This is a genomic window from Streptomyces sp. NBC_00075 (assembly GCF_045041225.1).
GTDB lineage: Bacteria > Actinomycetota > Actinomycetes > Streptomycetales > Streptomycetaceae > Streptomyces > Streptomyces adonidis.
This window is the reverse complement of sequence record NZ_CP108243.1, coordinates 7,461,667-7,474,743: the sequence shown is the minus strand read 5'-3', so window position 1 is coordinate 7,474,743 and position 13,077 is coordinate 7,461,667. Positions and strand designations below refer to the sequence as shown.

At 69.6% G+C, this 13,077-nt stretch carries 10 protein-coding genes; 8 read left to right on the top strand and 2 right to left on the bottom strand.

The features are described from left to right. Positions 1-26: 26 nt before the first annotated feature. The 8 genes from OG787_RS32745 (at position 27) to OG787_RS32710 (ending at position 11,041) form a co-directional block, all read left to right on the top strand. Positions 27-416, top strand: a complete 390-nt coding sequence (locus OG787_RS32745; protein ID WP_405537601.1) for a pilin — start codon at positions 27-29, stop codon at positions 414-416. Positions 417-748: 332 nt separating this feature from the next. Continuing rightward, on the top strand, positions 749-2,368 hold the full coding sequence (locus OG787_RS32740) for a hypothetical protein (protein ID WP_405537600.1): 1,620 nt from the start codon (positions 749-751) through the stop codon (positions 2,366-2,368). After that, positions 2,365-3,540 carry a PrgI family protein gene (locus tag OG787_RS32735; RefSeq protein WP_405537599.1) on the top strand — a complete coding sequence of 392 codons (1,176 nt, stop codon included), beginning with the start codon at positions 2,365-2,367 and terminating at the stop codon, positions 3,538-3,540. The genes OG787_RS32740 and OG787_RS32735 overlap by 4 nt, the downstream gene beginning before the upstream one ends. Before the next feature lie 122 nt (positions 3,541-3,662). Then, positions 3,663-5,441 (top strand): VirB4 family type IV secretion system protein, encoded by a 1,779-nt coding sequence (locus tag OG787_RS32730; RefSeq protein ID WP_405537598.1) that lies wholly within the window; start codon positions 3,663-3,665, stop codon positions 5,439-5,441. 107 nt (positions 5,442-5,548) lie between these two features. Next, a complete protein-coding gene (locus OG787_RS32725) occupies positions 5,549-6,379 on the top strand; it encodes a hypothetical protein (RefSeq protein ID WP_405537597.1) in 831 nt (276 codons plus the stop codon). A gap of 52 nt (positions 6,380-6,431) precedes the next feature. Continuing rightward, positions 6,432-8,930 carry a type IV secretory system conjugative DNA transfer family protein gene (locus OG787_RS32720; protein ID WP_405537596.1) on the top strand — a complete coding sequence of 833 codons (2,499 nt, stop codon included), beginning with the start codon at positions 6,432-6,434 and terminating at the stop codon, positions 8,928-8,930. A 95-nt stretch (positions 8,931-9,025) separates the two neighbouring features. Then, complete coding sequence (locus OG787_RS32715) at positions 9,026-10,072, top strand: replication-relaxation family protein (RefSeq protein ID WP_405537594.1); 1,047 nt, start codon at positions 9,026-9,028, stop codon at positions 10,070-10,072. Between the two features lie 6 nt (positions 10,073-10,078). Beyond that, on the top strand, positions 10,079-11,041 hold the full coding sequence (locus tag OG787_RS32710) for an NlpC/P60 family protein (protein ID WP_405537593.1): 963 nt from the start codon (positions 10,079-10,081) through the stop codon (positions 11,039-11,041). A gap of 174 nt (positions 11,042-11,215) precedes the next feature. Here OG787_RS32710 and OG787_RS32705 read toward each other — a convergent pair whose 3' ends face one another. Both OG787_RS32705 and OG787_RS32700 read right to left on the bottom strand, forming a co-directional pair. Continuing rightward, positions 11,216-11,947 carry a FadR/GntR family transcriptional regulator gene (locus OG787_RS32705; RefSeq protein ID WP_405537591.1) on the bottom strand — a complete coding sequence of 244 codons (732 nt, stop codon included), beginning with the start codon at positions 11,945-11,947 and terminating at the stop codon, positions 11,216-11,218. Positions 11,948-12,572: 625 nt separating this feature from the next. Further along, entirely contained in the window at positions 12,573-13,076 is a 504-nt protein-coding gene (locus OG787_RS32700) for a hypothetical protein (RefSeq protein WP_405537589.1), read from the bottom strand. Position 13,077 lies beyond the last annotated feature (1 nt).

The following is a 13,077-nucleotide window of genomic DNA, read 5'->3' as shown; positions in this document are numbered from 1 at the left end:
TCTTTCTACGCTCCGATCGTGCCCGTATGGCCAAAAACGCAGCAGAACACGAGCCGCGGCAGAGGCCCCACAGTGCTGGGCTGCGTCGAGGGCTGTGGCTGGCCGGCTTGACGGTGCTGGTACTCGCCGTCGTAGTCACCCGGGCGCACGGCGCCGCCGAGACGGTCGAGGTTTTGGCACTGGAGGCATCGGTCAACGCCGTGCTGGAAAACATCCGTGCCTGGATCATGGGAATTCTGGCTGGCCTGGCCACGGTGTTCCTGTCCGTCGGCGGCGTGCGCTACATCATGGCCGGGGACGAACCTGGCGAGGTGGAGAAGGCCAAGACCGCGTTCAAGAGCGCCGGTTGGGGCTACGGGCTGGCCGCCCTGGCCCCGCTGGTGGTCGAGATCCTCAAGGGGATCGTGGGGGCCTGATGACCACCACCGAGGCCACCGCCGCCCTTGACCGCCGGTTCCCCGGAGCAACTGGTGCCTTCCAGTCTGCGGCCGTACGTCCGGCACCATCTCGCCGGTCTCGTGCGGCCGGCCACTCCCGGCGGCGTCGTTGGCGTCATGTTGTGGTGCTCGGCCTCGTGGTCTTGGCCGTGCTCGCGTCGGTGTTCTCTGCCTCTGCCGATCCAAGTCCGAGCCCCGGCCCGCAGCCGACCACGACCGCTTCCTCCGCGCCCCTGCCGGCACCGTCCGGGACAGCGTCCCCGTGCTCGGGGGCGGACTGTATCCCTCAGCCCAACACGTCGGCCGAGGCGGTGCCGACGGCGGGCCTCACTCCCCCGGCCCAGGTCTCCGACGGTGGCGGCGTCGGTGGTGTGGCCGGGTGGATCGCCAAGGGGATCAGCAGTGCGATCACGGGCTTTTTCAAGTCGGTGATCAAGTTCGCGCTCAACCCGCTTCTGGATCTGCTCAGCGGCACACTGCTGGCCACGCCGAGTCTGTCGTCGATGCCGCGGGTCGGGGAATTGTGGGCGAGTTCCTGGCAGATCGCTGTCGCCTGCTACGCGCTGGTCGTCGCCCTCGCCGGGATCGTGGTGATGAGCCATGAGACGGTGCAGACCCGCTACTCGGTCAAGGAGATCGCGCCGCGGATTCCCTTGGGATTCCTCGCTGCCGCGCTGTCGCTGTTCTTTGCGGGCAAGGCAGTCGAGCTGGCCAACGGCCTCTCCCGCGCCACTACGGGCGGCGGCGTCAACGCCGACACCGCAGGCCTGGCTCTGCGCGACTTCGTCCTGAGCTCCTTCAACTCCGCCGACGGCAGCATCTTCATGGTCCTGATGTGGCTCGTGGTCGTCGGAGTCCTGGTCGCTCTGCTGCTGACGTACGTCGTCCGCGTAGCTCTGACGGTCATTCTGATCGTCGCAGCTCCCCTGGCTCTGATCTGTCACGCTCTGCCGCAGACCGATGGCATCGCCCGCTGGTGGTGGAAGGTCTTCGCCGGCGTGCTGGCCATCCAGGTCGCTCAGTCCCTGGCGCTGATCACTGGGGTGCGGGTGTTTTTGACGCCTGGGGGGTTCGGCCCCGGCGGACTGTTCGGGCTCACTGGTGACGGGCTGGTCAACGTGCTGGTCACGCTGGCGTTGATGTACATCGTCTTCAAGATCCCGTTCTGGATCCTGGGGTCGATCCGCTCCGGGCACGGCCGCTCGTTCGTCGGCAGGGTGGCCCGCGCCTACATCATGTACAAAACCTTCGGGTTGCTACGCGGCGGCGGTGCGCGCCGGACACCTCCCTCCGGAGGCTCCGGCGGGGCAGCCAACTCTCCACCGCCGTCCGGGCCAGGGCCGTCTGCGGGCGGTCCGAGCCGACGGAGCGGCGGCGGGAGCCCCTCCACCGGCGGGTCAAGCCAGCCGGGCGGCAGCCCGCGTCGGCGGCCGGGACCTCCGTTGTTCCTCCAGCCGATTCCCATGGTCCCCGAGCGGGACCAGCCGATCGGCCCCGCCAGCGGCCCGCCCCCGATGCCCGAATTCCGGGCTCCCGCCGGCCCGGAATCTGGTACATCCCCTGCCCGGCCGACCCCGCGGCCGACTCGCCCTCCCGGCTTGCCGATGTTCCAGGCACCCGGCGGCACTGGCCCCGCCCCTGCGACCAGGGCGACCGGTCGGCCTCCAGTACCAGCCCGGCCACGCTTCCAACAGCCCGCTCCACAGCCCCGCATACCGCCCCGGCACTCCACCCGGCCGCCCGCAACCGCCACCTTCCGGCCACCGGTAACCGAGCCCCGAACTCCTGCCATGCGGCACCCGCGCACCAGTGCTCCGCCCCCGGCCGTCTTCAGCTCCCCACCACCCACCAGCGCCCCGCCCGCGAGGCGCACCTCTCCCCCACTTCCGCGCCGTACCGGCGGCACCCGCTCGGGAGGTGACCGGTCATGACCCAGCCCGTGCGTATCCCCTCCGATGTCGACCGCGAGGACACCGTCCTGGCCAACTTGACTGCCCGTCAACTGATGATCCTGGCCGTCACCGGCATCCTGCTGTACGGCGCCTGGTCCATCACGCGCATCTTCGTGCCGCTGCCGGTTTTCCTGATCCCTGCTGTCCCCGTCGCTTTCGCCGCTGCCTTCCTGGTCCTGGGCAAGCACGATGGGTTGGCGCTGGACCGGCTGGTGCTTGCGGCCCTGCGTCAGCGACTGGGCCCCCGCTACCGCGTGAGCGCCCCGGAGGGCATCCACCCCGCGCCGGCCTGGCTGTCCCAGCAGGTCACGGTGGGTGAAGAGGAGGACGCCGCTACGGTCGCTCCGGCCGTACTGCGGCTGCCTGCCCAAGGTGTCACGGAAACCGGCGTGATCGACCTCGGCACTGACGGGGTGGCGGCGGTGGCGGTGTGCAGCACCGTCAACTTCGCGCTGCGCACCCCGGCCGAACAGGACTCCTTGGTCGCCGCGTTCGGTCGGTACCTGCACTCGCTCACCGCCCCCGTCCAGATCCTCATCCGAGCCGAACGCCTGGATCTGTCGGATCAGATCGCCGAGTTGCACGCGCACGCGCCCTCCCTGCCGCACCCCGCGTTGGAGGCCGCTGCCCGCGAGCACGCGGATTACCTCGCCCACCTCGGCCGCACGACGGATCTGCTCCGCAGCCAAGTGCTCCTTGTCCTGCGCGAACCCCTTGGCAAAGCCGCCCCGGTCGACGGGCTCGGCGGAACCTCGCCCCTGGCCGCGCTCACCCGCCGCAAGGCCGCCCCGCAGCCGACTCCAGACGACGGTACGGCGCGGCGTGCGGCTGAGGCGCGTCTGGTGCGCAGGCTCGGCGAGGCGGTCGAACTCCTGGGCCCCATCGGCGTCTCCGTGACCCCGCTCGATCCTGGGCAGGCCACCGCGGTCCTGGCTGCCGCGTGCGATCCCGACAGTCTGCTGGCACCGTCCTCGGCGCTCGCCGGAGCCGACGACGTCATCACCACGGTCACCGCCGACGAGGAAAACCGGTTCTCGACAAACGCCGGTTCACCGGCGGAGCAGCCCGCCACCCGAGTTCGCGGCTGGACCGATGAAGAGGGTGCAGCGGGCTCTGGGCGCGCTCGCTTCAAAACAGGGGGCGTTGCGTGAAGCGATCCGGAAGCCGCCTGCGGCAGCGGGCACAGGCGGCTGCGGCCCCGGGTGGGGCCGGGGCATTCAGTCCTGATGCCTTGGCGATCACACCCCGGTATCTGCAGGTCGGGAGCGAATGGGTGGCCTCCTTCGCCGTCACCGGCTTTCCCCGTGAGGTGCATCCGGGCTGGCTCCAGCCTCTGCTGGCCTACCCCGGCCGGGTGGACGTCAGCCTGCACATCGAGCCGATCGACCCCATCACCGCCGCCCAACGGCTCAAGCGGCAGCTGGCCAAGATGGAGTCCGGCCGCCGCTACACCCAGGACCACGGACGACTCCCCGATCCTCAAATCGAGGCCGCCACCGAAGACGCCTACGAGCTCTCCGCCCGGGTCGCCCGCGGAGAGGGCAAACTGTTCCGGCTCGGCCTGTACCTGACCGTCCACGCCACCAGCCACGACACCCTGATCGCCGAAACAGCGGCCGTGCGGGCACTGGCCGCCAGCATGCTGCTGGACGCCAAGCCCACCACGTACCGCACTCTCCAAGGCTGGGTGACGTGCCTGCCGATGGGCCTGGACCTGGTGCGGATGCGCCGTACCTTCGACACCGCGGCGCTGTCGGCGGCGTTCCCGTTCACCAGCCCCGACCTGCCCCCGCCGGATCCCACATCGGTCGCCGCGCCCTCGGGCGTGCTGTACGGCTACAACATCGGCTCCCAAGGGCTGGTCCACTGGGACCGTTTCGCCCTGGACAACCACAACAGCGTGATCCTCGGCCGCTCCGGCTCGGGCAAGAGCTACCTGGTCAAGCTGGAACTGCTGCGCTCCCTTTACCGCGGCGTCGAGATCCACGTCATCGACCCCGAGGACGAGTACACCCGCCTCGCCAAGGCCGTCGGTGGTACCTGCATCCGCCTCGGCACCGACGACGTCCACCTCAACCCGTTCGACCTACCCATCCACACACGCCCCGACGGACGCCGCACCGCGCCCAAAGACGCCCTGATACGCCGCGCACTCTTCCTGCACACCGTCCTGGCCGTGCTCCTCGGTGTCGAACTGGCGCCCACCGAGCGGTCCGTGTTCGACCAAGCGATCGCCACGGCCTACCAGCAGGCGGGCATCACTGCGGACGCACGGACCTGGACGCGGCCCGCACCGCTGCTGGCCGATCTGGTCGCCACCCTCCACCACTCGAAGGACCGCATCGCCAGCGAACTGGCGGCCCGGCTCCACCCGTTCGTCGACGGCGCGTTCTCCGGCCTGTTCGCCGGACCCACCACCACCCGGCCCGACGGTCACCTCGTGGTGTTCTCGCTGCGCGATCTGGCGGACGAACTCAAGCCCATCGGCACGCTACTGACCCTGGACGCCATCTGGCGCCAGGTGTCCAACCCCACGGTGCGCCGACCACGACTGGTGACCGTCGACGAGGCCTGGTTGCTGATGAACCAAGCAGCCGGAGCCGCGTTCCTGTTCCGGATGGCCAAGGCGTCCCGCAAGCACTGGGCCGGTCTGACCGTGGCCACCCAGGACACCGCCGACCTACTCGGCTCCGACCTAGGGAAGACGGTCGTAACCAACGCCGCCACCCAGATCCTGCTGCGCCAGGCCCCGCAAGTCATCGACGAAATCAGCCGGACGTTCGATCTGTCCGAGGGCGAACGGCAGTTCCTACTGTCGGCCGACCGCGGCCAAGGGCTGCTGTCCACCGGAACCCAACGGGTCGCCTTCCATGCCATCGCCTCGCCCACCGAGCACTACCTGGTGACAACCGACCCGGCCGAACTCGCCGCCTACGCCGAATCGAACGCCTCCACGACGGCCGACGACTCCTTCCTGGATCTGGAAGCCGCCGATCCCGACACGGAGGCGTTCGAGGCCGATGCAGGTGTCCAGATCGATCTGGACACCTGACCGAATCCGCTTCCCGGCCCAGGCGATCCGGGCTCGCTCTCAACACCCGACCTGGATGCCTGGCTGTCCCGCACCACGTCCGCGTCCCCCATCCGAGGGGAGTCTTCATGTCGTCTCCCGAATCGACGCCCTCCCTCAACGCTCCTCGTCCCGCGCGGTTGCTGACCCAGAACCGTGAGTTGCGCGCGATCGGCGTGTGGAACTGGTCCCTGCCCGCGTGGGCGGGCCGGCTTCCCGATGGCCGTACCTACAACACCTGTCCCTCGGCGGGCATCTGTCGGCATGTCTGTTATGCACGCCACGGCACCTACACGTGGCCGGTCGTGCGGGCCAAGCACCAGGCAAACCTGCGGTTCGTGCTCGATGACCTGCCTGGCTGGCAGCGGGCAATGATCGCGGAACTCGGTGCGGACAAGTTCCGCGGTACCTGGATCAGGATTCATGACAGCGGTGACTTCTTCTCCGACGGCTACGTGATCGCCTGGTTGCACGTCATCCGTGCCCGCCCGACAACGAACTTCTACGCGTACACCAAGGAGATCAGCAGGTTCCGCGCCCTGGTGGAGCCCAACGCGCCAACCAACTTCCTGTGGGTCTACAGCTTCGGCGGCACCCAGGACTCCGCGCTCGATGAGGCGATCGACCGGGTGGCGGATGTCTTCCCCGACGAAGAGGCGATCGCCGCCGCTGGATGGCACTCGCAGGAGGCCAACGACCTGCTCGCCGTGCTCGGTCCTCACTTGGTCGGCATCCCGGCCAACCGGATCCCCCACTTCCTCAAACTCCTCGGGGGCCGCACCTTCCGCTCCTGGCAGGCCGAAGTCGACGCCGAACGCCAGGCCGCCCGCCGCAAGCACGGCGGTTCGCAGGTGGCGGCCAGCCCAGCGCCGGACGCTCCCGGCCGTCCCTCGGCGGGGCAACGCGACCGCGCCGCCTGACTGTTCGGCGCCGTCGTCGGCGTTCCTCTCTACTCACCGGAGGCTCCTCGACATGCTGATCGGTCCTGCCCTCGCCGCATCGCGGTTCTCTGCTCCCGCCAGTCCCGACTCCCCATTGGGGAACTATCTGCGCGACCCGGCAGACGCCGTTCACACCCTCCTCGATCACGCGACGCGCGGGGCCATCACCTGGGGACCGATCGCCGGTCCGGCCGTGGCAATCGCTACCACCGCGCTTGGCTGGGCGCGCTGGTGGTGGCGTCGCCGCTGCCGTCGGACCCTCGCACTGGACGCACGGCTGGTCAGGGTGCTGCCCCCGCCCACTGCCGACCCGGCAGGCGCCGAAGCCCTCTGGACGAACCTGCTGGGGCTGCTGCGGCCCGCCTGGCGCCGCCGAGTGACCGGTCAACCGCACCTGGCCTGGGAGTACGTTTTCGACCGCGAGACCGTCCACCTCCGCTTGTGGGTGCCCGGCGTGATCCCGCCCGGGATGGTGGAGCGGGCCGTCGAGGCCGCTTGGCCCGGAGCCCGCACTCGCACCACACCCGCGCCTACCCAGATCGCGGCCCCGAGCCAGGAGATCGAGGCTGCGGGCGGCGACATGCGGCTCGCCCGCAGCGAGGCCCTGCCCCTCCGCACTGTCTTCCCGGCCGACCCGATCCGCGCTCTGCTCGGCGCACCCGTCGGCCTCGGCCCTCACGAGCAGGCCGTCGTGCAGATCCTGGCCCGGCCCGTCACCGGACGCCGTGTGAAGAAAGCCCGCCGAGTCGCCCGGCACACCCGTGCCGGCCGCTCCGCCCGTCCCGTCGGCCGCCTGCTCGACCTGATCACCCCCGGTCAGCGCACCCGCTCCCGCGCCCGCCACTCTGCCCCGGTCGTGGACCGGCAGACCGCGCTGACCACCGCCGCCGAAGACAAGGTCATCGTCGCCAAGCAGCGCGGCGCCTCCTACGAGACCCGCGTCCGCTACGTCGTCACCGCGACCGTTCCCGAAACCCTGAACGCCGAACAGCGAGCTGCGACGCGTGACCGGCTGCGCGGACGGGGCCACGCCATCGCCTCGGCGTTCGCGGCCTTCACCGAGCACAACTACTACCGCCGCGCCCGGCTCCGCCGCCCGTTGCCACATTTAGCTGAACGCCGTCTCGACGGCGGCGACTTGCTGTCCATTCCGGAGCTGGCCGCGGTCGCCCATCTGCCGTGGGACGAAGCCATCCCTGCCCTGGAACGGGCCGGCGCCCGCGCCGTGCCGCCCCCGCCCGGGATCGCCACCGTCGGCCCAGCCGTCAGGCCTATCGGCCTGAGCGACTCCGGCCACTCCCGCCCGGTGGGCCTGCGGGTGCCGGATGCCCGCCATCACCTGCACATCCTCGGTGCCACCGGCTCCGGCAAGTCCGAGCTGATGGCCCGCATGATCCTGGCCGACTCCGACGCGGGGCGCGGCCTGGTGGTGGTCGACCCCAAGGGCGACCTGATCACCGATGTCCTGATGCGCCTGCCCGAGGAACTGGGCGAGAAGGTGGTGCTCTTCGATGCCGACAGCAAGAGCCGCCCGCCCGTCCTCAACCCGCTCGAAGGCGCCGACGCTGCCCGGACGGTCGACAATCTGGTGTCGATCTTCTCCCGCGTCTACGCCTCCTCCTGGGGACCGCGCACCGACGACATCCTGCGCGCCGGCCTGCTCACCCTGCGCCATCTCCCTGGTATCCCAGTCCTCACCGACCTGCCCAAGCTGCTATCGGTGCCTGCCTTTCGACAACGCGCCGTCGACCAGATCCACGACGACGTGCTGAAAGGGTTCTGGTCCTGGTACGACGCTCTATCCGACCCTGCCCGCGCCCAGGTCACCGCCCCGCTGATGAACAAGCTTCGTGGCTTCCTGCTGCGCCCCTTCGTCCGCGCCGCCCTCGCCGGAGGAGCCTCCACCATCGACATGGACCAGGTGCTCAACGGCGGGATCTGCCTGGTCCGTATCGCCAAGGACGCCCTGGGTACCGAGACCGCCCACCTGATGGGCTCCACCGTGGTCGCCCGCACCTGGCAGGCCGCCACCCGCCGCGCCCGCATCCCCCAAGACCAGCGGCAGGACGCCGGACTGTATCTCGACGAGGCGCACAACTTCCTCAACCTGCCCTACGCGTTGGAGGACATGCTCGCCGAGGCCCGCGGCTACCGGCTGTCGATGACACTGGCCCACCAGTACCTGCGGCAACTGCCCAAGGAACTGGAGGAGGGCATCAGCACCAACGCCCGCACCAAGATCTTCTTCAACGCGTCACCGGAGGACGCCCGCCACCTCGCTCGGCATACCGAACCGCGGCTGACCCCACACGACCTCTCCCACCTCGACGCCTTCCACGCCGCCGTACGACCGGTCGTCAACGGAGCCGAAGCCCCCGCCTTCACCGCAGTCACCGAACAGCTCCCGTCGGCGATCCCAGGCCGGGCCAAGCGGATCCGCGCCGCCGCGCGCCGCAACGCCCGCCCTCAGCCGGTCTCGACCCGCAAGGGGACCGGCGGGCAGACGGCGGATCCGCGCCGCCCCGCCTGAGCGCTCGGGCTCCCGCCCGGCACCCACCATGTGCGGCGGCCAGCCGTATCGCCGCTCCACGCCCCGATCCCCTCTCTCTACGGAGGTGCACCGCCTTGATCACCAATCCCACGCCCCAGCGCTCCCTGCGCGGGCACCAGCCCCAGCGTCCCAGCCAGCGCACCGCCGTCACCAGCGGCTACGTCGCCCAACTCGCCACCCGCATGACCGAGCGGGACCGGTGGCTGGCGCGCGTGCTCTATGAACACCGGGTCCTGACCACCCACCAGATCGTCGAGATGGCCTGGCCGTCCGTTCGGGCGGCCAACATGCGGCTGCTGCGGCTGTACCGGTGGCGGCTGATCGACCGGTTCCAACCCTTCGTCACGTACGGCACCGCCCCCATGCACTACGTACTCGACCTCGCTGGGGCCTCCCTGCTCGCCCGCGAGGACGGTCTAGACCTGCGCGACCTGGACTACCGGCACGACCGGGCGATCGGCGTCGCCTACTCCCTGCACCTGGCCCACACCGTCGGTACCAACGGCTTCTTCAGCGCCCTCGTCGCACATTCCCGCCGCCCGGACACCTCCGGCCGACTCACCACCTGGTGGTCCGAGACACGCTGCGCCAGGCACTTCGGCGACATCGTCCGCCCCGACGCCTATGGCCTCTGGCACGAGCACAGCCCCGTGCCGACGGCGTTCGAGTGGTTCCTGGAGTTCGACTTCGGCTCCGAGCGCCCGGACCGCGTCGGCCGCAAACTCGCCGGATACGCCAAGCTGGCCGCCACCACCGGGATCATCACCCCGGTCCTGATCTGGGTGCCAACTGCCCGCCGGGAAGCCCGCGTCCGCCAAGCCCTGGCAGCCGCCTTGGCCGACCTCGATGATCCATCGCTGGTACCCGTGGCCACGTCCAGCGCGGACTTCCTCAGCGGCCACGACAACGACCCCACGGCGGCCCGCTGGCAGCCCCTGGACGTCCGGCAACCCCTCACCCGGCGTCTACGCCTCACCGAACTGACCCACGCCTGGCCGCATCTGCCGCCGTTGAACAGTTCTTCGAGTGACCCTGCACAGGCCAGCGGCGACGTGACCAGCGGCCCCCTGCCGCCCTCCCCAGTGCCGCCCGGCCCGTCGGACCGCCGCCCACAGCGGTGATCGCTCATGGGAAAGATCGCTGCCGCGGCCCTGGGACTGCTGGTGCTGGTCGCTGTCCTCGGCGGCGCCGGAGCAGGCGGCATGTTGTCCGGCTTCGGCAGCAGCGGCACCCAGCCCAGCGCCAGCGCCCTCACCGACATCCCGTCCGACTACCTCGCCCTGTACATGGACGCCGCCACCACCTGTCCCAGGCTGGACTGGTCCGTCCTGGCGGCCGTCGGCAAGACCGAGTCCGACCACGGCCGCTCCGCCCTCCCTGGTGTGCACAGCGGCACCAACGACGCCGGCGCCCGCGGCCCCATGCAGTTCCTGCTCCCCACGTTTCAGAGCGTCATCGCCAAACACCCGCCGCCGCAGGGCGGAGCCACTCCGCCCTCGCCGTACAACGCGCACGACGCGATCTACACCGCAGCCGCGTACCTGTGCGACTCCGGCGCCCGCGACGGCCGCAACCTCACCGACGCCATCTACGCCTACAACCACGCCGACTGGTACGTCTCAGACGTCCTCACCCAAGCCCAGGCGTACGCCAGCGGCGCAGGTTTCGGCGCCGACGCCACTCCGACCGCCGCCGCCCTGCAGGCAATCAACTACGCCCAAGGACAGCTCGGACTCCCCTACGAATGGGGCGGCAACGGCCCCAGCACCGGCGACGCGGGATTCGACTGCTCCGGCCTGACCAGAGCCGCCTATACAGCCGCCGGAATCTCCCTGCCCCGTACCGCCCAGGCGCAATACGATGCCGGCCCCCGCGTCCCTGCAGGACAGCAACTCAAGCCGGGAGACCTGGTGTTCTACGGCAACCCCGGCGGCGCCATCCACCACGTCGGCCTCTACACCGGAGGCGGACAGATGATCGATGCCCCTCGCCCGGGAAAAACGATCAGGATCGAGCCGTACCGGTACCAGGGAGACGACTACGCGGGTGCCACCAGGCCATTCAAACTGACCACACGTTCGATTGGTTGAATGTTCGATTCCCGGACCGTATGCGTCGTTCTGCCAGCAAGTATGAGAAGACGCCGACCAAGAACAGGAAGAATTCTCCACGCGAGCAGAGCGGGAAGGGGCCGCATGACGCCGCCGGTGAGTGTGGCGCCTCGGGCGGGCTAACAGTGCCTGGGGCACGCAACCAGACTCACGTCACGGCTTGCGTTGCGTGGGCAATCCAGGATCTGCCTCGGTGTGGTCGGTGAGCAGTTGACGCATGGCCTCCTCGGCCGCCGCGCCATTGCCGGTAACGAGGGCATCCACAATTTGAGCGTGGTGCGCCAGCAGGGCCTTGTTGCCAGAGCTGCAGCCGCCGAGCACGTCATCGGGATCTTGGGGAGCCGCTGCCACGATCCTGGAGAGGTGCTCCAGCACGCGGTTGTCCGCGATCTGGACAAGCAGGGCGTGGAACTCCGCATCGGCGCGAGAGAAGGCGATCCCGTCGCCCTGCTCAACAGCGTGCCCCATGCCCGCGACCATGGCCGCGAGTTGAACTTGTTCCTCGTCGGTTCCGTGCCCGGCGGCGAGACGGGCGGCGAGCGGTTCGATCGTCCAGCGCAGCTCGCTCAGCTCGCGGCGCTGATCGTCGCGCTGCGGCCCGAAGGCACGCCACTCGATGATGTCGGGGTCGAGGAGGTTCCAGTCACTGACGGGACGCACGCGCGTGCCCACGTTCGGCCGGGCGCTCACCAGGCCCTTGGCCTCCAGGACGCGGAGCGACTCACGGACGACGGTGCGGGAGACCTCGAAGCGCTGGCCGATCTCCTCGGGCACAAGCAGGCGGTCCGCGCCCAGGTCGCCGGAGACGATCATCTGGCCCAGTTGCTGGACGAGTTGACCGTGCAATCCACGGCCTCGGCGACCGTTGATGCTGGGGGTGCTCACGGCTGGCCCTCCTCGCTCGCGGTCGGTCGCCACGTGTCGTTCTCGCCCTTAATGAACCAGCGCTTGCTCTTCATAGCCACTCCTTGATCTCTCCGAAAAAAATTCCTTCATAGAAATACGGGGCCTGGGACTCCCCGAATACCGATCTTGGGAAGGTGGTCGTCTCGTCCACGCTCAGCACCGGTGGCGCCCACTGACACCTACCGCGAGCACTGGGCGCCCCCAGCGGGGCGCACCCGTCTCATGGACTGTCGTCGCGAGAGCTGCCCTCGCACCGTTCACAGTCGTCGTCCGCCGGGACGAACACGGAGGTGGCGCCTGCAAGGGATCGATCCTCAAGTGCGGTGCCGCAGTCAGACTCAGCCCGGTATTGACACTGGGACCGACGCGCGGATGACATGGCGGGGCCGCCTTGAGCCGTAGATGGCCGACGGGCGGTGCCCGGCCAGCGACAGCACCCTTACCCATGGCACACCAATGGCGACGCGGACACGAGGAAGTCGACTCGCAACTCGTCGGACGGTCCGCCGGACCAGGTTCTGCGAGGTCGCGAACGAAGAGGTGCCCATCGAGTACTGCGCCCTGCGGCAGGACTACGGTCCCGTAGCAGGGAAGGGCCGAACGACTACAACGTGTCGGTCGGCTCGGTGCCGTCCTCCATGAGGGCACGCAGCAGGGTCCAGCCAGGCGCCTGCCCACGGGGGCGGACAAGGGCTGTGAAGACTTCAGGGTCGGCGAAAATCGGCTCCCCATTTGGCCGGCGGACATACGGCACGAATCCGTAGTCCACCCCGTCGTGGGCGTCGTAACTCATCCAGGCGATAACTTCACGTTCGTCCTCGCGCAGCGGGTGGTTGGACACCGCTCGCGCCTGGACCGTGTCGTCGGTGTCGACCCAGACTTGCGGGACGGCGAAGACGAAGCGGGAGGTGTGGATCTCCCGGGCTCTCTCCGCCGCGCGATGCTCGAACGCCGCGGCAGTGGGCTCGTCGCGCAGATAGTCGTAGTCGGACAGCACGAGAGTACGGTCGCCCTGCAACGCCACCATCGCCGGGCAGTCCCGGTCGATGATGGCCCGCTCCAGTCGGCCGGCAACGTCGAACAGCAAGCTCTCGGTGTCCTGGTTCACG